Below are 23,153 nucleotides of genomic sequence, written 5' to 3'. Positions count from 1 at the left end.
AAGATTTTTTCTGCTTTTTGCTCCGTGGAGGATTTTATGCCGAGCAGAATTTTGCAAAAATATCCCACACAAAAACTTTTTGGTCTGCGTGTGTTTCTTATATCAATTATAACGGCAACTGCACTTTTTCTTCCGTTTATCATAATGGGGGGCGGTGTTTTCTATTATTACGGCGATTTCAATGTTCAGGAAATTCCGTTCTATCAGCTTGTACACGATACCGTTCGCGGCGGCAATCTCGGTTGGATGCACAATGTTGACCTCGGAACGGATATGCTCTCAAGCTTCAGCTTTTATCTTCTCGGCAGTCCGTTCTTTTGGCTGACGATTCCGTTTTCAAGCGAGGCAGTGCCGTATCTTATCGGACCGTTGCTGATTTTGAAATTCGGCTGTGCGTCACTTTCTGCATACCTTTATCTTAAAAGATATGTGACTGACAGGAATTTCGCTCTTGTAGGCGGACTGCTTTACGCATTTTCGGGATTTTCAATCTACAATGTGTTCTTTTTCCATTTTCACGAGCCGATGATAATGTTTCCGCTCTTGCTTGCGGCACTTGACGCATTCATCTATGACGGAAAAAGAACGGTGTTTGCTCTTGCGGTATTCTCCGCCTGTGTTGTGAACTATTACTTCTTTGTGGGACAGGTTCTGTTCGTAATCATCTATTTTCTTATGATTACGCTTACCAAAACCTACAAATTTAAAGTTAAAAATTTTCTTTTGCTTGCACTTGAGGTTATAATAGGTTTTGTTGCAACGGCATTTATATTGTTGCCGTCAGTTCTTGGGCTTATGGGCAACCCAAGACTTTCGGAGCTTCCGAACGGTTGGGATTCGCTTGTGTACAGTCAGCCGCAAAAGTACTGGCTTATAATTTTAAGCTTATTTTTTCCTGCAGATATGCCTGCTTTCCCTGTGTTCACGCCCGGTTCAAACTGCAAATGGGCTTCTGTTGCCGCGTGGCTTCCGCTTGTCGGAATGACAGGAGTCATCGCATATTTTCAGGTTTGCCGAAAAAGCTGGCTCAAAAAGCTTCTGGCGGTGCTTGCGGTCTTTGCGTGTGTGCCTGTTCTGAACAGTATGTTCCAAATGATGAACAGCTCAATTTACTACGCAAGATGGTTCTATATGGGCGTGCTTATGCTTGTTCTTGCAACGATCAAGGCTTTTGAAAGCAGAAAAACCGATTGGAACAGGGCAATCCGTTGGTCGGCAGGAATCACGGTGGGCGCAACTCTGCTGATTGGACTTATGCCTGTGAGCTATACGGATGAGGAGAGCGGCGATATTCAAAATACGGTTGTCGGCACTCAGGCAACATTTGAACGCTATTGGCTCTATGTTCTTATGGCTTTGTTAAGTCTGCTTGCGTTTGTTCTCATCATCAAAAAATTCAGACGAAACAAAAAGAGATTTACGGTTATGCTCACTGTTGGTATCCTGAGCGTTTCGCTTTTTACCTCATATTTTATAATTGCCACGGGCTATTTCTCAAGCAGCAGTACAAAGACTATCAAGGAAGATATCATAAACAGGCGTGACGGTATAACAATTGCAGATATTGACAATGTCCGCAGTGATTTTTATGAATGCGTTGACAATACGGCAATGTTCTGGCAGATTCAGAGCATAAACTGCTTTCAAAGTTCCGTTTCAACCTCGATAATGCAGTTTTATGACGCACTCGGAATCACAAGAGATGTTGCGTCAAGACCTGACCTTGATGTGTACGGACTTCGCCCGTTTTTGAGCTGCAAATATCTTTTTGACTATCGCGGCGACGGCAAGTCGGGAAGCACAAATTCATTCATTGATGAGGACGGCAACACAAAAATGCCGGGTTGGAAGTATCTGAGAACGCAGAACCGTTTTGATATTTACCGCAATGAGCGTTACATCCCAATGGGATACACCTTTGATAAATTTATTGCCGAAGAGGAGTTTGACTTTGTTCCGTCGGCTCACAAATCAGAGGCTTTGCTCTATGCAATGATTCTTCCTCGCGATTTAATGAAAAAATATTCCTCAATTACCGGATACAGCGACAAAAAATACAAGCTGTTGTACGGCAAGCATCCCGAATACTACGACAGCATTACGGAAACTTTCAGCTATGATAATTCCGACTACAAAAAAGTCTGCGCTCAGAGGGCATATAACAGCTGTTCGTCTTTTGAATATACTGACAACGGTTTTAGGGCAGAGTATGACAATACAAAGGGCGATGATAATTTGCTGTTTTTCAGCGTTCCTTACAGCGAAGGCTTTGCGGCAACCGTAAACGGTAAGGCGACAGATGTTGAAAAAGTTGACTATGGATTTATTGCGGTGAAAATTCCAAAGGGCGAGAAGTGCGACATTGTGTTTACATACGAAACCCCCGGATTTTCAACAGGTGTAAAAATCAGCCTTTGCGCACTCGGTGCATTTTTGGTGTACGGCGCAGTTATCCTGACGGTTAAAAAAATAAAAAGAAAAAATAAAAACTGATACAGATATAATCAGCGTATAAGTACGGAGGTATTTATTATGTTCGGAAACAAAATACTTGACTATAAAGACGAGCTTTTAAAGGATCTTGACACACTCCTTTCCTTTGAATCGGTTGACGGCGAAAAGAATGACGAGTGTGACAAAGCCTTGGATTTTATACTTAAAAGGGCAGAAGATTTCGGACTGACAGGGGAGAGAACAACCGACAAGAGCGGTCATATAACCCTTGGTGACAGCGGAAAGCTTTGCGGTGTGCTTACTCACCTTGATGTTGTTCCTGCGGGAAACAGCTGGAGCGTTCCGCCGTATGCGCTTACCGAAAAGGACGGCAGACTTTACGGCAGAGGAATTGCAGACGACAAGGGTGCGGCTCTTGTTACTCTCTATTGCTTGAAAGCAATCAAGGACAGCGGTGTAAAGGGTGTGAACACTCTGCGTGCTATTTACGGCACGGGTGAAGAAACGGGTATGGAGGATATGGAAAATTATTTTAAGGGAAATCCTCTTCCCGATATGGCGTTCACTCCCGACAGCGACTACGGCATCTGCTTTGCCGAAAAGGGTATTCTTCAGCTTGAAGTCAGCACACTTTTAAATAATGCAACAACACTCAGCCAGTTCCATGCAGGCAGAGCAGTTAATGCAGTTCCTGACAGAGCGTATGTAATGCTTGATTCGTCAGACTATGACGAGCAGACTCTCATGCGCCTTGCAGATGCAAGTGACGGTGATTTTGAATTTAATTACACTATTGACGGTCTTATGATAATCAGCCGTGGCAAAGCGGCTCATGCGTGTGAACCGGACAAGGGTTACAATGCCGCAGCGGCACTTGTTGACCTTATCTCAAATGTTTACACAACAAGAGAAACAGGTTCAATCTGTTCATTTATTGACTACGCAATCAACAAGGAAACAAACGGCAGATCACTCGGTCTTAAAATGAGCGATGCTGTTTCGGGTTCGCTCACCGTAAACCTCAGCAGTGTGAACATTGAGGGACAGACCGCAAAGGCTGTGTTTGATATCCGTTACCCTGTTACCGTTAGCGTAAACAGAGTTCTCAAACAGTTTAAAAAGGTTGCAAAAATCAGCGACCTCAAGGTTACTGTTCTCAATCACGAAGAACCGCTTTATGCCGATAAGGACAGTGAGCTTGTAAAGCTGCTCTCGGACGCTTACGAAAGCGTAACAGGCGAAAAGGCTGAGCTTTATTCAACAGGCGGCGGAACTTACGCAAGAATGCTCGGCGGTCACGGTGTTGCATTCGGTCCTGCCTTCAAAAATGACGATGTTCGTATGCACAATGCAGACGAAAGTATGGACAAGGAGAACTTCCTTAAACACGCTCAGATTTGCCTTGAGGCAATGTACAGAATGTTTACCGACGGAGAATAATGCGTTTTGTTATGAACAAATTCAGATGAAAAGGGAATGCTAATGAATACTGAAAAAACTGTTAGAAAACAGGCAAAAGCGGTTCTTGAGGGAAACCGGTCGGTAGTTATTTCACAAATTATGGTGACCCTGCTTGCATTTTTGACAGGGCTGTTCGCTTTCAGCCTTGCAATGTCAGCTTCGGGAATGTATGGCGTAGAAAATCCGAGTCAGTCACAGAGAATCCTTATGACGGTTTTCGGACTTGTTTTGTTTGCCTTTGTAGTTGTAATTTTACCGCTTGTTAACGGAGTCTACAGAACTGTGTGCAATGTAGTCAGGGGCAGAGAGTGCAGTCCGCTTGATGTGTTTTACTACTATAAAAAGCCGAAAAGATTTTTTAAATCAATTATTCTTGATGTTATTTCGCTCGGATTGTTTTTTATCATAAGCGGTTTTGCTAATGTTTTTAATTACCTTAACTCAGTTTCAACGCAGATAGTTGAAAACTCACCATCACTCACGGTTGTTATGGCGGTTCTGCTCGTTGCGGCATGGATTGTCAGTGCTTTATTCACGGTGGTTTGCTATATTATATTTGTCCATTACACCTTTTTGGCTTACGGCTTTAACGAAAATTTGCCTCTTGGGGTTTATCTTCCGAGAATGATGGCATTCTCAATAAAGAATTTTATGTCAACCGTAAAACTGTTTGTCGGTTTCATCGGGTGGGCGGCTCTGTGCTTTTTTGTTGTTCCTGCACTTTATGCCGTGCCTTATTTTCTGACAGCCTCTGCAATGTCTGCAAAATGGCTGTTAGAGCTTGAAGGGAGCAAGGATATTATATGTTAGTTTCACTTTGTATGATAGCTTATAACGAGTCAAACGCACTCAGCGGACTTTTCAGAGATATTGCACTTCAGGATTATCCGCACGATAAAATTGAAGTGGTTTTTGTTGACAGTATGTCAACCGATGATACTAAGGAAAAAATGGAAAAATTCAGAGATGCCGACTACGGCTTTTGGAATGTATCTGTTGTTCAATGCGTAAAGCGTAATCAGGCAACCTCATGGAATGCCGCATTGATGACCGCTAAGGGCGATATAATCATCAGAGTTGATGCCCATGCAAGAATTCCGAGAAACTTTGTTTCACGAAATGTTTATAACATAAAGCAGGGCGAAAATGTTGTAGGCGGCGGCAGACCTAACATTACATCAAATGTTTCAAGCTGGAAGCTCACCTTGCTTGCGGCTGAGGATTCTCTCTTCGGCAGTTCGGTTGCGTCATACAGACGGCCGCTTGCACAAAAGGAATATCTTGACAGCCTTTTTCATGCGGCTTACCGCAGAGAGGTTATTGCAAAGGTCGGCGGTTTTAACGAAAACCTCGGCAGAACCGAGGATAATGAATTTCACTACCGCATTAGAATGGCAGGCTACAAGATGTGCTGTTGCCCCGATATTATCTCATATCAGCATTCACGAAACGACCTTCACGGAATGATAAGGCAGAAGTATTCAAACGGAAGGTGGATAGGACTTACACTCTCGGAATGTCCCGGTTGTCTTTCGTACTTTCACTTTGCACCGTTTCTTTTTGTAATGGCACTTCTCGGCTGTTCCGTGCTTGCACTTCTCGGACTTCCGCTTTTTTTGTACATTCTTTTGATAATCTACGGAATGTTTGATATTGTAAACGCTGTCGGATGTTGCACAATGAAAAATGTTCAGCCTCAGTTTGTGTTTTTGCCGTTCATTTTCCCGTTGCTCCATGTTGCCTACGGAATAGGCACAATTGTTGGTTTGATTCAGATTCCGTCATGGCGGAAGAAAATCAAAAACAGCGGTGCGAAAGAACACATTGAAAAGGTAAAAAGAAAAATCAGGGAAAACACACTTCCCGGTCATTCATACAAATAATTTTTTGGGCGGATAATCTCCGCCCGTATTTGATATTTACGGAGATACTTATGACTGAAAAAGTAGAACTTACCCCCGAACTTTTGCGTGAGTTACAGCTTAAACAGCTTGATATGCTCGTGTATTTCAGGGACTTTTGCGAAAAGAACAATCTCACATTCTATCTTATCGGCGGTGCGTTAATCGGTGCGCTTAGAAACGGCGGATTTGTTCCGTGGGATGATGATGTTGATGTTATGCTGCCACGAGAGGACTACGAAAAGCTGTACAAGCTTTGGCATGAACAGGGCGCAGACGGAAGATTCCGACTTCTCAAAACCGACAGGGATATGTTCACGGGCAATATTTTTATGACCGTAACCGACACAAATTACACTATGGTCAAGACAAATCAGGCCGAGGTTGATATTCCGCACGGACTTGTGCTTGATGTCTTTCCGCTTGATGTTTGTCCCGACAGCCGTTTTGCACGCAAAATGCAGTATGTGTGGACAATGCTTTATTCGCTGTTTTTGGCTCAGGTTGTTCCCGAAAAGCACGGCGGAATTGTGGGGGCAGGCAGTAAGGTTTTGCTTTCAATTTTCAGAGGAAAAAAGCTCCGTGAAAAGATTTGGAGAACTGCCGAAAAGCATATGGTTAAGTACAGGCTTGATAAAAACAAGTGTGTAACGGAGCTTTGTTCAGGCCCTCATTGGATGAAAATTGAGTACCCGAAGCACATTTATTCGGGCGTTGATTATGTCACATTTGAGGGCATAAAAATGCCGTGTATGTCGGGCTATGACGAGTATCTCAGAATGGTTTTCGGTGATTATATGCAGCTTCCGCCTGTTGAGGACAGAGTGCCACACCACGATATTGCATATCTTGACCTGAACTCACCGTGTGAAATTTATGACAGCAAAAGAAAGAATAAGCAAAAATAACGGTACATTATGGAGCTTGTAAGAGATAATTGGACTAAAAATGACTATGATGATTTTGTAGAGGAACTTCGTTCATATGCAGATGAAAAGTACAGAAGCTTTCATTCCTCATTGATTCCCGACAATGACAAGGACTTTTTTATCGGAGTAAGAATGCCTGTTATGCGAAAGCTCGGCAAGGAAATTTCTAAGGGCAACGGACGCAGTTTTTTAGAGCAGACAACCGATAATTCTTATGAAGAAAAAACAATGCGAGGTATTGTAATCGGTTTGCTCAAAACCGAAAACTATGAAGAATTTTTGATGTACAGCGATGATTTTGTACAGCGTATAGACAGCTGGGCGGTTTGCGACGGCTTTTGTGCAAATCTCAAAGAAACCAAAAAGTACAAATCAGAATTTTTTCCTCATGTTTGTGAATACACAAAAAGCGACAATCCGTGGATAATTCGTGCAGGTCTTGTGCTGATGCTCGACTATTATCTTGAAGATGAGTACATAGACACGGTGCTTGAATGTTGTGACAATGTGAAAAATCCGCATTATTATGTGAGTATGGCAAGGGCATGGCTTGTTGCAACTGCACTTGCAAAGTGCAGAGAACAGACTATGCGGTACATAAAGTCAAATTCGCTTGATAATGCAACCTTTAATAAAATGATTCGGAAATGCGTTGAAAGTTTCAGAATTGACGATGAAACGAAAAAATATCTCAAAACACTGAAGAGATATTGACAAATCCGAAAATCGGCATATAATATAATCAACAGTTGTCTTCGGGGCGGAGTGAAATTCTCCACCGGTGGTTAAAGTCCACGAACAGGTGAAAGCCTGCCGAGTCTGTGAAATTCAGACACCGACGGTCATAGTCCGGATACGAGAAGATGCGACAGAACAGGCGGTTCGTCTGTTTTATTTTGGTACGCAATCCCGTTACATTTGTAGCGGGATTTTTCTTTTCCCGACAACTCGAAATAATTTTTCAGGAGTGGTCGTAATGACAAAATCAAAAGCAAAAACAATCAATTCAGACAACACGGCAAAGACAACAAAGCTTGCCGTAACCGCAATGCTTGCGGCACTTTCGGCAGTTCTTATGTTCTTTGAATTTCCTCTCGGATTTATCGCACCTTCATTCTATGAGTTCGATTTTTCCGAAGTTCCCGTTCTTGTCGGAACATTCAGCATGGGACCGATTGCCGGTGCAGTAATTGAATTTGTAAAAATTCTCGTTAAGTTTCTTATCAAAGGCACAAGCACAGGCGGAGTAGGGGAGCTTGCAAACTTCCTCATCGGCTGTTCGTTTATTCTGCCGGCAGGTTTCATCTACAAGTACAAAAAAACAAGAGTCGGTGCGATTATCGGAATGCTTACGGGTACGGTTGCAATGGCGGCTATCGGTGTGGTTCTTAACACATTCGTGCTTGTTCCGCTCTACTCGTCTTTTATGCCGCTTACAGAAATTATCAAAATGGGACAGGCAATTTTCCCTGCAATTGACGGCACATTTACATTCTGCCTGTACTGCGTAGGTCCATTCAATATCATTAAGGGACTCATCATTTCGGTAGTTGTTTTCATAATCTACAAGCCGCTTTCAAGACTTATCTACAGCCTTGATACCCTTCTTACAAAGAAGAAAAACGCAGCGGCTCAGTAAACCGAAAAGTAATTATTGGTTGACAAACTGCAAATTCAGGCGTATAATAGCATACGGTGTCAAACGACATCTATCACAGAGTAGAAATTTGTGCGTGAAGTGTTTTGCGGACGGGGAGTTGCCGCAAGAACGAAAGGTTTATCCTGCGGTACAGATTTCGCATCCCGCTGTTACTTTGGGACATATAATTCAGCGGGCAGAGCAACTGTCCGCTTTTTTCTTCCTGAAGCAACAACAGAGATTCAGGAGGTAAAAAATATGTCACAACTCAAAAAAATTCAAAGCTCTTTGCTTGAAATGAAGAGTATCTACGCTCTTGCGGCAATTGCAATGCTGCTTGCACTCCGTATTGTTCTTGGATTTTTTGCAAACAGCACACTTCCGTTTTTCGGAAACAATGTAAAGCTCAGCGCAGCGTTTTTGCCGATTGCCGTAACAGGAGTTATGTTCGGACCGATTCCTGCCGCAATTGTCGGCGCTTTGGGAGATATTCTTTCATTTATCATTGCTCCGACAGGTGCATATTTCCCCGGCTTTACAATCAACGGATTTATTACAGGCTTTATCTACGGTATGTTTCTTTATAAGAACAATGTAACTCCGCTCAGGGTTGTTCTTGCATGGTTTACAAATATGCTTTGCGTTGAAACATTCCTTGCGGCTTTTTGGCTCTACACACTCTACGGCGGCGGTTCAACACCGTACACGGTTTATCTTACAGCAAGATTCATCAGCGTTGCCGTTAAGTGCATTCCCGAGATTATCCTTGTGTTTGCCCTTGGCAAGCTCGCAAGCAAAATTCGTGTTCCTCACGCAATAAAGCGAACCTGATGAAAAACTAATGCAAAACTTTAAGGTTGGAAATCGACTGCTCCCCGCAGTAGTTTCCAACCTTTTTTGTTTGCATTGTGGCGTATATCATCCGCCCCTACGAGATTGCTATTTCAAATAAACCAAAAGTCGGAAAGCAAATTTGAAATCTGCTTTCCGACTGAATTTTTTGTTATAAGATTTGACTGCACGATTAAGCCCACTTGAGGGTATCGTTGTAAAGGTTGATGTAGTCCTGAGCCGAACGCTCCCAACTGTTGTCGCTCATCATTGCACGCCACATAAGCTGATGCCAGCCCTGATCGTCCTGAATGCCCCACAATGCTCTTCTTACGGCAAGCTGCATATCTGCACATTCATAGTTTTTGAATGTAAAGCCGTTACCGTAGTTGTCGGCACTGTCGAATACGGAGTCTTTAAGACCGCCAACCTCACGAACAACAGGAATTGTGCCGTAACGTAGCGCAATCATCTGTGCAAGACCGCAAGGCTCCTGAGCAGACGGCATAAGGAAAATATCTGCGCCTGAGTAAATCTTTCTTGCAAGTTCGGGAACAAAGCCGTGACAGAAGCAAAGTCTGCCCGGATACTTCGCCTGCATATAGTTGAAGTAGTCCTCGTACTCCTTGTCGCCTGAACCGAGAATTACAAACTGCATATTTTCTGTGTTCATAAGCTCCTCAAGACCCATTCTCACAAGGTCAAGTCCCTTGTGTGCAACAAGTCTTGTTACCATACCGACCAGCGGAACATCCCAGCGCTGTTCAAGACACAAACGCTCCTGCAAAGCACGCTTACATTCGCCCTTGCCGCTCATATCGTCCTTTGAATAGTTGCGATAAAGCTGATAGTCTGTTTCGGGATTGTAGCTTTCTGTGTCAATACCGTTCTTGATACCGCAAAGCTTGTAATGACGAAGATTGAGTTCGTCATGAAGTCCCCAACTGAACCACGGGTCTCTAATTTCAGCCGCATAGCTTGGAGAAACCGTTGAAACACGGGTAGCTGTTTCGATAGCACCCTTCATCATATTGAGTTTGCCGTTCATTTCAAGAATCTTTGTTTCTGATGTAGGAATGCCGACGCACTCTGTGTTTACTTCCCAGCCGTATTCACCCTGATACTGGATGTTGTGAATAGTGAACAGACTCTTAATGTTATAGTACCATGGTCTGTGTGAATAGAACAGATAGTAGTAAACAGGAACAAGAGCCGTCTGCCAGTCATTACAATGAATGATGTCGGGATGGAAATCAATGTAAGGAAGCATTTCAAGAATTGCACGGGAGAAGAAAGCGAATCTTTCAGCGTCGTCATAATGACCGTAGAGAGTGCCTCTCTTGAAATAATATTCGTTATCAATAAAATAGTATGTACAGTCATTCCATCTTGCCCAGAACAAACCGCAATACTGATGACGCCATGCAACCGGCACGGTAAAGTTTGTGATGAAGTTCATGGAGTTTTTAAGTTCCTGCGGAATTGTGCCGTAAAGCGGAACAACAATTCTGCAATCCTGACCTTTTCTGCAAAGTGTATGGGGAAGACTTCCCGCTACATCGGCAAGTCCGCCGCTTCCGCAAAACGGATTAGCTTCTGAAGCACAGTATAAAATTCTCATTGTAAGATTACCTCCTTGTTTAAACAAACTTTATACAACGGATTTTTTAGCAATATAAATGGGGTACGAATCATATCCCATAAGTGAACGACCGTCCTTGATGGTAACATCCTTATCTATGATAACATAGTTAAGGTTGGTATTGCAACCTATTTTTGTGTCCTGCATTACAATACAGTTAGAAAGCTTTGCGCCTTCGCCGACATAAACACCCTTTGAAATAACGCAGTTCTCAACCTCACCGTTGATAACACAACCCTGTGCAATGATTGAATTTTTCACATTGCTTGTAAGTCCGTAGCGTGACGGAGCGTCATCTCTTACCTTTGTATAGATAGGTCTTTGCGGATTAAAAAGCTCATCCCTTACTTCTTTTTTCATAAGATCCATATTGAACTCGAAGTAATCGTTGATTGAGCTGATTGTTGCACAGTAACCCTTATTTTCGTAAGCATAAATACTGTATTTGCCCAGACTGCTCTGAAGAAGTCGCTTTACATCAAGCTGATTAACGCTGATGGCGTTTCTGATTTCACTCATAAGAAGGTCTTTCTTGATGAGAATAGAGCCGTATGCGTGGTTGAATGCCTCTTTGTCAACAACACCGGGCTTTACAAAAATCTGATTTACCTTGCCGTCATCATCTACATCAAGGGTAATCGGTCTGTCATAGCCCTGCGGAATTGCATGATTCTTATATATAAGTGTAATGTCTGCCTTCTTCTTTGAGTGGAAGTCAAAAACATCTGTGTAATCAATGTTAGTAATTACATTGCCCTGCGAGATAAGAACATATTCCTCACGGCAATGCTCAATATATCCGTGCATATTGTAGATTGTTTCAACAAAGCTTGAAAAAGCCTTGCCGTCATACGGAGGAAGAATTGAAAGGTTGCTTCTTCTCTTTGAAAGATCATATGCACTGCCTGAACCCACATGATCCATAAGTGACTGAAAGTTGCTTTTTGCAACAATGCCCACATTGCTTATACCTGAGTTTGACATATTTGAAAGGTCAAAGTCGATAATTCTGTATTTACCGCCGATCGGAATGCTTGCAGTTGTTCTTGAAGATGCAAGCTCCGGAATTTTGTCGTCAAGTGTTGCCGCAAAGATGAAACCGAGTACATTGTTACTTCTCATTGCCGTCCACCTCCGTGTCGCTGTCTATCATGGTTTTTGCTTTGATAACGGTGTTTTCTTTGATAACGGTATTTGCACCGACAACAGTAATTCCCCAGTCGTCAAGATTTTCCGTTTCTTCAGGTTTCTGTCCGACCTTTGCATTTTTGCCGACAACAGTATTTTCTGCAATAATTGCAAACTGAACATCTGCGCCGTCTTCAATTACAGCACCCGGCATAATGATTGAAGAGTTGATTGTTGCGTTTTTACCGATTGTAACACCTGCAAAAAGAATTGAGAACTCAAGGCTGCCGTAAACATTGCATCCGTCGGCAACGAGTGAATTTTGGATTGACGCCTCATTTGAAACATAGTGCGGAGGCATCATCGGGTTTCTTGAGTAGATATCCTTGAGGTCGAGAGTAACCTTTGGATCGAGAAGATCCATATTAGCCTCCCAAAGGCTGTCGATTGTTCCCACATCCTTCCAATAGCCCTCAAAAGGATAGGCAAACATACGCTCGCCTGCGTCAAGCATGGCAGGGAGGACATCCTTGCCGAAATCATGGCTTGAACCCTCTTTGAGTTCATCCTCAGTAAGATACTTTCTAAGCTCCTTCCAGCTGAAAATATAGATGCCCATTGATGCATTTGTGCTTTTTGGATGAGCAGGCTTTTCCTCAAATTCGTAGATTGAACCGTCCTCGTTTGTGTTGAGAATGCCGAATCTTGAGGCTTCCTCAAGCGGAACATCAATTACCGCAATTGTACAAGCGGCATTCTTTTCCTTGTGATAATCAAGCATCTTGTTGTAGTCCATTTTGTAAATATGGTCGCCCGAAAGAATAACCACATATTCAGGATTATAACGCTCAATGTAGTTGATATTTTGATAAATAGCGTTGGCTGTGCCTGAGTACCAGTCTGCACCGTCAACAGCCTGATAAGGGCTGAGACAGTTTACACCCGAGTGCATACTGTCAAGATCCCACGGCTGTCCGTTTCCTATGTATTCGTTAAGAACAAGAGGCTGGTACTGCGTAAGAATACCCACAGCGTCAATGCCTGAATTTACACAGTTGGATAACGGGAAATCAATAATACGATATTTGCCGCCAAATGGTACGGCAGGCTTAGCAAGCTTTCGGGTAAGCACGCCAAGACGAGAGCCTTGACCGCCGGCAAGCAGCATAGCCACTACTTCCTTTTTTGGAAACATCTTAAAATACCTCCGATATTTATTTTAGTATCTTTTTTAGCTTAAATATAATTACAGCCTTGTGACTGAAAATATCAATTTTATTTTTGAACTTCATCGGGTTCAAGTTCTTTTGTACACCTCAGATAGATTACGCTGAGTGGGGGAAGAGTGAGTGAAAGTCCCTGATCAAAGCCGTGAATTTTCATTGACTCGGTTTTAATGTTTTTTCCGTTTACAACACCGCTGCCGCCGAAACGCTCCTCATCAGAGTTAAAAACCTCGTCATAAAGACCGAATTTCGGAACGCCGATGCAATATTCGTCACGCCTGATGGGCTGGAAGTTGCATACCGAAACAATCTCATCACCGTTTTTGTCGGTGCGCTTGAATGCAATAACGCTGTTTGTGTAGTCGTCATGGTGAATCCAGTCAAAGCCTTTCCAGACAGCGTCAAGCTCATAGAGCGGCTTGCAGTCAAGATAAAATTTGTTGAGCTCCTTAAAAAATGTTCTGAGCTTTTTATGCTTTTCAAATTCAAGCAAATCCCATTGAATTGCCTCATTGAAATTCCACTCGTCAAACTGACCGATTTCAGTTCCCATAAACACGAGTTTTTTGCCGGGATGAGCGTACATATATGTTATAAACGCTCTTACGCCTGCAAATTGTTCATCGTACTTTCCGGGCATCTGCTTTATCAGCGCACCTTTGCCGTGAGAAACCTCATCGTGTGAAATCGGCAAAAGAAATTTTTCTGAAAAAGCATAATAAAAGCTGAAAGTAAGGCTGTCGTGGTTGAACGGCCGCCACATTGAATTGAGCGACATATAGTGAAGCATATCGTTCATCCAACCCATATTCCACTTGAAATCAAATCCAAGTCCGCCGTCCTCTATTTTATGAGTAAGCTTTGGCCATGAGGTGTTTTCCTCGGCAAACATCATAACATCGGGGTGGTACATATGAACAGCCGTGTTGAGTCTTTTTACAAAATCAACAGCGTCAAGATTTTCTTTTCCGCCGAATTTGTTCGGCTCCCATTCTCCCTCGGATTTACCGTAGTCAAGGTAGAGCATAGAGGAGAGTGCGCCGATTCTCAAGCCGTCAATATGATATTTGTCGAGCCAGAACATTGCGCATGAAACAAGAAAACTTGTAACCTCAAATCTTGCGTAGTTGAAAAGGCAGGTTCCCCACGAGTCACGCTTGCTCGTTTTTGGGTCATTGCTTTCATAGAGAGGAGAGCCGTCAAATTTTGCAAGACCGAAATCGTCCACGGGGAAATTTGACGGAACCCAGTCGAGAATTACTCCGATACCCTCACAGTGAAGCCTGTCAACAAATGTCATAAAGTCGGACGGCGTGCCGAATCTTGAGGTTGGGGCATAGTAGCCTGTTGCCTGATAGCCCCAGCTACCGTCATACGGATATTCCATAATAGGCATAAGCTGAATATGAGTGTAGTGCATCTCCTTGAGATAGGGGATAAGCTCATCGGCAAGCTTTTGATAATTAAAAAAGTTGCCGTCGGGATATTTTCTCCATGAGCCTGCGTGTATTTCATAAATATTCATCGGTGAAGATGAAATGTTGTTTTCTTTGCGTTTGTTTAACCATTCGCCGTCATTCCACGAATAATTTTCAATGTCATACACAAGGGATGCCTGACCGGGACGGGTTTGAGCATGAAAAGCATACGGATCAGCTTTCATAAGCCTGTCGCCGTATTCGCTTTCAATGCAGTACTTGTATGCGCAAAATTCCTCGACCCCTTCGACAAACACCTCCCAAACACCGTAGCCGATGTCGTACATATAGGTTGCGTTATTGTCCCAATTATTAAATTCGCCTGCAACCGAAACGCTCCTTGCGGTTGGTGCCCATACTCGGAACACACAACCGTTTCTGCCGTTCCAGTTCACGAGGTGTGCACCCAAAAGATTGTATGCGTACACGGAATCTCCGGTATGAAAAACTTCAAGTGCCGGTCTTGCCTCGTTAAAGCTGTAATTCATAAGAACTGCTCCTTGTTAAATACCTTCTGATTTTGATTATTTGCTCACACTTATATAATACCAAAAATATATGTCAATTTCAAGCAAATTCAAAAAATTTAAAACTAATTTTTCGTGTATATTTTATAAACTGCGACTAAATGTAACATTTTAGAGCATAATTTTACGAATAAAGAATAAAAACCCGAAATTCTTTACAAAAGCAAAACAAAAAGGGGCTGTCCAAAACGGACAGCCCCAAAAATAATCTGTAAATTCAGATTAGCCAAGCTCAGCGAAGTACTTAATTGTTCTAACCATCTGGCTTGTGTATGAGTTCTCGTTGTCGTACCAAGAAACAACCTGAACCTCATAAAGATCATCAGCAATCTTTGATACCATTGTCTGTGTAGAATCGAAGAGTGAACCGAATCTCATACCGATTACATCTGAAGAAACGATCGGATCTTCGTTGTAACCGAATGACTCAGAAGCAGCAGCCTTCATAGCAGCGTTGATACCTTCAACTGTTACATCTGAACCCTTAACAACAGCTGTAAGAATTGTTGTTGAACCTGTCGGAACAGGAACACGCTGTGCAGAACCGATGAGCTTACCGTTGAGCTCAGGAATTACAAGACCGATAGCCTTTGCAGCACCTGTTGAGTTAGGAACGATGTTAGAAGCACCTGCTCTTGCTCTTCTCTTGTCGCCCTTTCTGTGAGGACCGTCAAGAATCATCTGGTCGCCTGTGTAAGCGTGGATTGTTGACATGATACCGCTCTGGATTTCTGCATACTTGTTAAGTGTGTCAGCCATAGGAGCGAGGCAGTTTGTTGTACATGAAGCAGCTGAAATGATTGTATCGTCAGCTGTAAGAGTCTTTTCGTTTACGCTGTAAACGATTGTCTTAAGGTCGTTGCCTGCAGGAGCAGAAATAACAACCTTCTTAGCGCCGGCATCAATGTGAGCCTGGCTCTTAGCCTTTGATGTATAGAAACCTGTGCACTCGAGAACTACATCAACACCGAGCTCGCCCCAAGGAAGCTCAGCAGCGTTTGGCTTAGCGTAGATTGTAATCTCTTTGCCGTCAACGATGATTGAGCCTTCGCCTGCTTCTACAGTGTGAAGGTTTTCACCGATCTTACCGCAGTAGCCGCCCTGTGCTGTATCATACTTAAGAAGGTTTGCGAGCATAGCAGGATCTGTAAGATCGTTGATAGCTACTACTTCGTAACCCTCAGCACCGAACATCTGTCTGAAAGCAAGACGACCGATACGGCCGAAACCGTTAATTGCAACTTTTACTGACATAAAAAAATTCCTCCTAAAATTCTAAGGTGCTTCTATTATATTACATTTTTTTCATTTCTTCAATAGCTTGACAAAAATTTAACGAAAAATTTTTGAGTTTTTTACAAATACGGTAAAAAACACGGTCTGATTTTGCGTTTTTAAGGCAAATTTGAGCCGCTCCGTTCCGCTCCGTTCAAAGAAATGTAATTTTTTCACCTGCCACAACTAATTATCTGCAAAAATACCTCGCTTATTCTTGACAATTTGGTGATTCTATTATAAAATTGTACTATCCGCTGTTGCGGATTTTGGCAAAAGTACAGTTTTTGGCTTTTGCAACTTTTTTAATCAGACTCTTTAAGAGAGCCGTTATATATAGATATTTTTTATAATTTTTATAATGTTTCAGTTGCCTGAAATGTTGAAAACGGTCATTACGGTGTTTTTTTTGACTGTGCATATAAATATGTAAAAAAATATTTAGAAAATAAAAATGAAAATTGAATATCTTTTTAACGGCACCTTTAAAGTCTAATTGATTGGGAACTGTGAAATACTTGAAAAAATCAAACTAAGGAGGTGTCCGAATTGCCGTTATGGATAAGTATTATCTGCATTATCGCCGCAATTGTTGTCGGTGCGGGTGCAGGTGTTTTCCTTGGAATTGCCATCCGTAAAAACACTGCCGAAAAGGAAATCGGGAGTGCTGAGGAAGAGGCAAAGAAGATTGTGGCTGATGCAATTAAAACAGCCGAAGCAAGGAAAAAGGAAGTAGTCCTTGAGGGTAAAGACGAGGTTCATCGTTTCAGAAATGAGAGCGAAAAAGAAATTTCCGACCGACGCAAGGAAGTTCAGCGTCAGGAGAGAAGAATCCAGCAGAAGGAAGAAACTCTTGACAGAAAGCTCGACAATATGGAACGCAAGGAAGAAAAAGTCAACAAAAAGCTTCGTGATGCTGATGCAAAACTCGAAGAAGTTGAAACCTTGAAAAAGAGCCAGTTTGAAATGCTTGAAAAAATTTCGGGCTACACGGCAGAACAGGCTAAAAGCTATTTGCTTTCACAGCTTGAAAATGAGCTTGCTCACGAGAAGTCGGTTAAGATTATGGAATATACCGAACAGCTCAAGGAGGAAGCAGACGACAAGGCAAGAAATATTATTTCGCTTGCAATTCAGCGACTTGCCGCAGAACAGGTTTCGGAGGCAACAATTTCGGTTGTTCCTCTTCCAAACGATGAGATGAAGGGCAGAATCATCGGTCGTGAGGGCCGCAACATCAGAACCATTGAAACTCTTACGGGTGTTGATCTTATTATTGACGATACACCCGAGGCCATCACGCTTTCATGCTTTGAGCCTGTCAGAAGAGAGATTGCAAGAATTGCACTTGAAAAGCTCATTGCAGACGGAAGAATCCATCCCGCAAGAATTGAGGAGATGGTTGAAAAGGCAAGACGAGAGGTTGAATCCGAAATCAAGCGTACAGGTGAGAGAGCTGTGCTTGATGCGGGTGTGCACAATGTTCATCCCGAAATTGTTAAGCTTCTCGGCAGACTTCGTTACCGTACCAGTTACGGTCAGAATGTTCTTGATCACTCTCTTGAGGTTTCATATCTCGCAGGTATGATGGCAAGCGAGCTTGGCCTTGATCCTACAATTGCCAAGCGTGCAGGTCTTTTGCATGATATCGGCAAATCCATTGACCATGAGGTTGAGGGAACACATATTCAAATCGGTGTTGACATTGCCAAAAAGTATAAGGAAAGCGACGCTGTTATTCACGCTATCCATGCTCACCACGGTGATGTTGAGGCGAGAACAATTGTTGCCTGCCTTGTACAGGCGGCAGACGCTATTTCAGCCGCAAGACCGGGCGCAAGAAGAGAAAATGTTGAAAACTACATTAAGCGACTCCAGAAGCTTGAAGAGGTTGCTTCTTCTTTTGACGGTGTTGAGCGTACCTTTGCAATTCAGGCAGGCCGTGAGGTTAGAGTTATGGTTAAGCCTGAGATTGTCAATGATGAGCGTATGATTCCGCTTGCAAGAGAGATCTGCAAGAAAATCGAAGAAGAGCTTGAATATCCCGGACAGATTAAGGTTAATATCATCCGTGAAAGCAGAGCTTCCGATTTTGCAAAATAAAATATCTTGATTTTAACTACGGTTGGCAGGGCTATGTTGACCGTAGTTTTTATTTTGTAGGGACGATATTATCCACCAGTACGGCGAGCCGCCGTACCTGATTCGTGTAGATAGGTTCATTAAATGAAAAATTGAAAATTGAAAATGGAAAATTGCGGTCGGGAAGATGGTTTGCAATATAAAAAAACATATTATGCCCGAGCGTAGTATAGTAGCTGTTTGCACAATTTAATGTAGCGGCGAACGAGGTTCGCCGCTACAAACGCTACAAAGAATATGCTGTAATCAAAAAAATAATTTGCAAGAAAATTAAATAAACTTGCAAAAATGAAATTTGTGCCGCGGCATAGACTTTTGACCTGTTAATGTAAACTGCAATTCAAAAAACAGCAAAAAACTTTAAAAAATATTCAAAAAAGTATTGACAATCAGCCGTTAAGGCTTTATAATTCAAGACAGTAAGGCAAAGACCTTACAAAGTTTTCGGAAAACTGAATATAAAAAGGACAAGGAAGTTCACTTTGGTTTCTTCTGATTTTGCAACAAAGTTTTTAAAACTTGCAAAATCGGACAAAAACATTGTGAGCTTTATTTTTTTGCTTCGGCAAAAACGGTTTATGTGGAGGTTAAAAATGGATTCAGGAAATATAGGCTTTGTGCTGCTTTGTGCGGCTTTCGTATTTGTAATGACTCCGGGTCTTGCAATGTTCTACGGCGGTCTTGTACGAAAGAAAAATGTTGTAAATACAATGATGACCTCAATTTTTATCATTGGCATAGGAATTGTTATGTGGGTGCTTTTCGGTTATTCGCTTTCGTTCGCTCCTTCGGGAAATGCTTTTATCGGTGATTTCCGCTGGCTCGGTCTTGAGGGCGTTTCGCTCACGGAGGGCTACACGGATGATGCGTCAATTCCGAATATGGTATTCTCAGCGTTCCAGATGATGTTTGCCGTAATCACTCCTGCTCTTATCACGGGCGCAGTTGCAGGCAGAATGAAGTTTAAGTCAATTTTTGTTTTCACAATTTTCTGGTCGCTTATAGTTTACTATCCGCTCGCCCATATGGTATGGGGACAGGGAGGACTTTTAGGTGCAGACGGTATCGGTGCTCTCGACTTTGCAGGCGGCGATGTTGTACATATCAGCTCAGGTGTTTCGGCACTTGTTCTCTGCATACTCCTCGGCAAGCGTCACGATTATGAACATTCAATTTACAGAATTCACAATATTCCGACAGTTGTACTCGGTGCGTCGCTTCTTATGTTCGGTTGGTTTGGCTTCAATGCAGGTTCTGCACTTGCCGCCGACGGTCTTGCGGCTCACGCATTTATGACAACAGGTGTTTCAGCCGCAGCCGCAATGCTCTCGTGGATGCTCTGCGATGTTATCAAGAACAAAAAGCCTACGCTTATCGGCGCAAGCACGGGTATGGTTGCAGGTCTTGTAGGCATCACGCCCGGTGCCGGCTTTGTTCCGATGTGGGCGGCAGTTATTATCGGTTTGACAACAAGCCCTGTTTGCTATATTATGATTTCATACGGCAAGAAAAAATTCGGCTTTGACGATGCGCTTGACGCATTCAGCTGTCACGGTACAGGCGGTATCTGGGGCGGACTTCTCACAGGTGTGTTCTCATGCACGGCAATCAACAGCAGTGCAGGTAACGGTCTTGTGTACGGTGAGTTTGCACAGTTCGGTGCTCAGGCGGCAGGTATCGGCATCACAATTGTAATTGCGGTTGTCGGAACACTCATCTGCTACGGCATCACAAGACTTATTACAGGCAAAATCAGGGTTGACCTCAGAGATGAGCTTATGGGACTTGATGTTTCACAGCACGGTGAAGCTGCTTATCCGTCATTTAACGGTCTTGACAACTAACGGAGGTTTTAAAGTATGGAAAACAATAACGATATTCAGCTTATAAAAATAGAGGCCGTTGTTCGTGAAGAAATGTTTGTAGATGTCAAAAAGGCTCTCACGGATATCGGCGTAAACGGAATTACAGCGTATCAGGTTGTCGGTTGCGGAATTCAGCGAGGTATGTCGGAGTATGTAAGAGGACAGAAGGTTGATGTTCAGGTTTTGCCGAAAATCAAGTTTGAAATTGTTGTTTCTTCCGAAGAATGGGAGAGAAAAACAATTGAGGCAATCAGAAAAACAGCCTTTACGGGCAACCCGGGTGACGGTAAAATATTTACCTACTATCTTAAACAGGCGGTTAAAATCCGTACGGGAGAAACAGGCTACGATGCAATTCAGACTCCCAACTTTGACGACTGATATTTTCCTATTTTCCTATATCAAAAAAGTGCGTACCGAATTTCGGTACGCACTTTTTGCTTGTGAAATTGTTTATCTTCTTATTGTAATATCTTCCGGGCTGACAGTATTGTCACGAAGTCTGTTGTAATAATCGGGATTTGAATGCTTTATGCTTATCGGCTTTAGCTCGGGAGTTGCAAAACAGTGTGTTGTTCTGCCTGTTGCAGAAAGTTCTCCGTTTTTATTGTTGAAGATTTTATAGTCGAAAATCATTCTTGAACCCGTAAAAAATACAAGGCTTACTTCAACGGAAAACTCATCGCCGAATTTAAGCGGCTTTTTGTAACGGGCATATGCGTCAACATTTGGGATATACAATCCTTTTGACTGCATTTCGGCAACATCACAACCGATGTCGTGCATATACTGAATTCTTGCATCTTCAAAATATCTGATATAATTTGAGTGATGAACAATGTTCATACAGTCTGTTTCATAGTATGAAACCTTTGCTTTGTATAATTTTTCGGTCATATTTTCTCCATTACATATATACGGAAAATCCGTAATTATTTTTTAAGCAACAAACCGTTTTTAAGGTCCTCTGCTGCCTGTTTTTTTATTACAAAATGCTGTTTCTTGCCTGTAGCGGTTTGCGGAAGATCGTTGACAAAACGGTAGTATCTCGGAGCCTGATATTTTGAAATATTCGGTGAGCTGTCACAGAAATTGATAAGCTCTGCAACCGTAAGACTTTCGTCGGCCTTGATTACATATGCCGCAACGCACTCGCCTCTTGTTGAATCGGGAACACCTGTTACGATACATTCCTGAACCTTCGGGTGTGAGTTGAGAATTTCCTCAATTCTTGCAGGGTAAATATTTTCGCCCTTGCTGATAATCATATCATCTTTTCTGCCTGCAACTGTAACAAACTGCTCGCTGTTCCAAGTGCCGATGTCGCCTGTGTACATCCAACCCTTGTAGAACTTGTCTTTTGTAGCCTTTTCGTTATTTACATAGCAGTAGGTAGTTTTGTTCGGACATTTGATGATGATTTCTCCCTCTGTTTTGTTATCGCAGGGGACTATGTCATCGGGCTCTGCTTTTCTGTCGTCATAAACATTTACAAGTCTTACCTCATCATCTGTGCATGATCTGCCTGCCGAACCTGCCATTTCAGGAAGGTCGTACGGACGAAGAAATGTATTCCAGAAAGATTCCGTTGTGCCGTAGCCGTTAAAAATGTTGGGGGAGAGAAGTTCCTGATAGCGAATGCAAGCGGCTTTTTCAAGCGGACTGCCCATGGTAATAATGCCCTTGAGCGAAGAAAGGTCTTTCGGATGCTTTTCCTGTCGGGCTGCAAGCATTTCAAGAGTTGACGGAACACCTGTGATGAATGTAATTCCGTATCTTTCGATAAACTCCATACAACTCCTCGGGTTGAAGGTTCTCATAATCACAAGACACGCACCTGCATAAAGGGTAGGTGTAGGACCGCCCGAATGAATACCGCCACGGTGAAACCACGGTGTCATATTCATCGTAATGTCAACGGGTGAGAGCGGAAAGTGCATAATTACATCGTGAGCCGAAAGAACTTCGTTGATTGCGTTAAGCGGAACGCCCTTTGGAGTGCCTGTTGTACCCGAGGTCTGAAGTCTTAAAACCTCGTCATAAATATGCGGCGCATAGTCAACAGGCGGATTTTCGTCACTGCTGTCCTTGATGTAATCGTCAAAGAAAATGTGTCCTTCGGGAAGAGTTACTTCCTTTTTGGAATTATTAACGCAGAGAATCAATTTTGGCTTATGCTCGCAGATTTCAAGAGCCTGTACGGCTGTTTGCATAATGTCTGCGTCGTAAACATAAACTGTTGGCTTGTTGTGTCCCATAATTTCAGCGGTTTCGCCCGGTGATAGGTTAAAGTTAGCGGGATTTGAGATTGCACCGAGCTTCTGCGGTGCAATGTAACCAAACAAAAACTGCGGTGAGTTGTAAAGCTGCATAAACACAATGTCGTTTTTCTTGACGCCGTCTTTTTTCATAGCGTTTGCAAATCTGTTTGCATCGGCATTAAGTTCTTTGTAGCTCCATATTCTGCCGCTTTGAGAGTCAATTGCCGCGGGTTTATCCGAAAAGCGTCTTACATTTCTCATAAAGCCGTTAAGCCATGTAAATTCACTTTCAAATGTTTCTCTGAACATCTGTGAATCATATGTTAAATTCATAATATCCCCCTGTCCTATTATGTATGTGTGTACATTATTTTATACACACATATGTGTGTTG

At 42.7% G+C, this 23,153-nt stretch carries 18 protein-coding genes and 2 riboswitches; of the genes, 11 read left to right on the top strand and 7 right to left on the bottom strand.

Features of this window, described 5'->3' with window-relative positions; genetic code table 11:
- Nucleotides 1-36 precede the first annotated feature (36 nt).
- The 8 genes from RBATCC27255_RS07800 (at nucleotide 37) to RBATCC27255_RS07765 (ending at nucleotide 9,215) form a co-directional block, all read left to right on the top strand.
- Entirely contained in the window at nucleotides 37-2,493 is a 2,457-nt protein-coding gene (locus tag RBATCC27255_RS07800; RefSeq protein WP_101029467.1) for a YfhO family protein, read from the top strand.
- A gap of 39 nt (nucleotides 2,494-2,532) precedes the next feature.
- Nucleotides 2,533-3,894, top strand: coding sequence for a Sapep family Mn(2+)-dependent dipeptidase (locus tag RBATCC27255_RS07795; protein WP_101029466.1), 1,362 nt, complete (start codon nucleotides 2,533-2,535; stop codon nucleotides 3,892-3,894).
- Between the two features lie 42 nt (nucleotides 3,895-3,936).
- Nucleotides 3,937-4,725, top strand: coding sequence for a hypothetical protein (locus RBATCC27255_RS07790; protein WP_101029465.1), 789 nt, complete (start codon nucleotides 3,937-3,939; stop codon nucleotides 4,723-4,725).
- The gene (locus RBATCC27255_RS07785; RefSeq protein ID WP_101029464.1) at nucleotides 4,719-5,798 is read left to right on the top strand and encodes a glycosyltransferase family 2 protein; all 1,080 of its coding nucleotides are present in this window, start codon (nucleotides 4,719-4,721) and stop codon (nucleotides 5,796-5,798) included. The genes RBATCC27255_RS07790 and RBATCC27255_RS07785 overlap by 7 nt, the downstream gene beginning before the upstream one ends.
- Nucleotides 5,799-5,848: 50 nt before the next feature.
- Complete coding sequence (locus tag RBATCC27255_RS07780; protein WP_101029463.1) at nucleotides 5,849-6,724, top strand: LicD family protein; 876 nt, start codon at nucleotides 5,849-5,851, stop codon at nucleotides 6,722-6,724.
- Between the two features lie 9 nt (nucleotides 6,725-6,733).
- A complete protein-coding gene (locus tag RBATCC27255_RS07775) occupies nucleotides 6,734-7,459 on the top strand; it encodes a DNA alkylation repair protein (RefSeq protein WP_101029462.1) in 726 nt (241 codons plus the stop codon).
- 33 nt (nucleotides 7,460-7,492) lie between these two features.
- A riboswitch (FMN riboswitch) is annotated at nucleotides 7,493-7,614 on the top strand.
- A gap of 107 nt (nucleotides 7,615-7,721) precedes the next feature.
- Nucleotides 7,722-8,384, top strand: a complete 663-nt coding sequence (locus RBATCC27255_RS07770; protein WP_101029461.1) for an ECF transporter S component — start codon at nucleotides 7,722-7,724, stop codon at nucleotides 8,382-8,384.
- Between the two features lie 74 nt (nucleotides 8,385-8,458).
- Nucleotides 8,459-8,556: riboswitch (THF riboswitch) on the top strand.
- Between the two features lie 86 nt (nucleotides 8,557-8,642).
- On the top strand, nucleotides 8,643-9,215 hold the full coding sequence (locus RBATCC27255_RS07765; protein ID WP_147639988.1) for a folate family ECF transporter S component: 573 nt from the start codon (nucleotides 8,643-8,645) through the stop codon (nucleotides 9,213-9,215).
- A gap of 193 nt (nucleotides 9,216-9,408) precedes the next feature.
- On the opposite strand, the gene glgA is transcribed toward RBATCC27255_RS07765, so the two are convergent.
- The 5 genes from glgA to gap all read right to left on the bottom strand — a co-directional run bounded on the left by glgA (nucleotide 9,409) and on the right by gap (nucleotide 16,470).
- Nucleotides 9,409-10,836: a glycogen synthase GlgA gene (glgA, locus tag RBATCC27255_RS07760; protein ID WP_101029459.1), complete on the bottom strand. Its 1,428-nt coding sequence runs from the start codon at nucleotides 10,834-10,836 to the stop codon at nucleotides 9,409-9,411.
- 30 nt (nucleotides 10,837-10,866) lie between these two features.
- On the bottom strand, nucleotides 10,867-11,979 hold the full coding sequence (glgD, locus tag RBATCC27255_RS07755) for a glucose-1-phosphate adenylyltransferase subunit GlgD (protein WP_101029458.1): 1,113 nt from the start codon (nucleotides 11,977-11,979) through the stop codon (nucleotides 10,867-10,869).
- Nucleotides 11,969-13,180 (bottom strand): glucose-1-phosphate adenylyltransferase, encoded by a 1,212-nt coding sequence (locus tag RBATCC27255_RS07750; protein ID WP_101029457.1) that lies wholly within the window; start codon nucleotides 13,178-13,180, stop codon nucleotides 11,969-11,971. The genes glgD and RBATCC27255_RS07750 overlap by 11 nt, the downstream gene beginning before the upstream one ends.
- Before the next feature lie 80 nt (nucleotides 13,181-13,260).
- The gene (gene glgB, locus RBATCC27255_RS07745) at nucleotides 13,261-15,177 is read right to left on the bottom strand and encodes a 1,4-alpha-glucan branching protein GlgB (RefSeq protein WP_101029456.1); all 1,917 of its coding nucleotides are present in this window, start codon (nucleotides 15,175-15,177) and stop codon (nucleotides 13,261-13,263) included.
- Between the two features lie 261 nt (nucleotides 15,178-15,438).
- The gene (gap, locus tag RBATCC27255_RS07740) at nucleotides 15,439-16,470 is read right to left on the bottom strand and encodes a type I glyceraldehyde-3-phosphate dehydrogenase (protein ID WP_101029455.1); all 1,032 of its coding nucleotides are present in this window, start codon (nucleotides 16,468-16,470) and stop codon (nucleotides 15,439-15,441) included.
- Nucleotides 16,471-17,031: 561 nt separating this feature from the next.
- Here gap and rny point away from each other — a divergent pair.
- From rny to RBATCC27255_RS07725, 3 genes are all read left to right on the top strand, one after another.
- The gene (gene rny / locus RBATCC27255_RS07735) at nucleotides 17,032-18,594 is read left to right on the top strand and encodes a ribonuclease Y (protein WP_412567383.1); all 1,563 of its coding nucleotides are present in this window, start codon (nucleotides 17,032-17,034) and stop codon (nucleotides 18,592-18,594) included.
- 632 nt (nucleotides 18,595-19,226) lie between these two features.
- Nucleotides 19,227-20,477 (top strand): ammonium transporter, encoded by a 1,251-nt coding sequence (locus tag RBATCC27255_RS07730; protein ID WP_101029479.1) that lies wholly within the window; start codon nucleotides 19,227-19,229, stop codon nucleotides 20,475-20,477.
- Nucleotides 20,478-20,492: 15 nt separating this feature from the next.
- On the top strand, nucleotides 20,493-20,879 hold the full coding sequence (locus RBATCC27255_RS07725; RefSeq protein ID WP_015523458.1) for a P-II family nitrogen regulator: 387 nt from the start codon (nucleotides 20,493-20,495) through the stop codon (nucleotides 20,877-20,879).
- A 72-nt stretch (nucleotides 20,880-20,951) separates the two neighbouring features.
- On the opposite strand, the gene RBATCC27255_RS07720 is transcribed toward RBATCC27255_RS07725, so the two are convergent.
- Together RBATCC27255_RS07720 and RBATCC27255_RS07715 are read right to left on the bottom strand one after the other, a co-directional pair.
- Complete coding sequence (locus RBATCC27255_RS07720) at nucleotides 20,952-21,395, bottom strand: acyl-CoA thioesterase (protein WP_101029453.1); 444 nt, start codon at nucleotides 21,393-21,395, stop codon at nucleotides 20,952-20,954.
- A 35-nt stretch (nucleotides 21,396-21,430) separates the two neighbouring features.
- Complete coding sequence (locus tag RBATCC27255_RS07715) at nucleotides 21,431-23,092, bottom strand: class I adenylate-forming enzyme family protein (RefSeq protein ID WP_101029452.1); 1,662 nt, start codon at nucleotides 23,090-23,092, stop codon at nucleotides 21,431-21,433.
- Nucleotides 23,093-23,153: the final 61 nt, after the last annotated feature.

The sequence above is a fragment of the Ruminococcus bromii genome (assembly GCF_002834225.1).
Classification (GTDB): domain Bacteria; phylum Bacillota; class Clostridia; order Oscillospirales; family Acutalibacteraceae; genus Ruminococcoides; species Ruminococcoides bromii.
The sequence above is the reverse complement of the archived record's forward strand: the minus strand, read 5'-3'. Positions and strand labels throughout refer to the sequence as shown.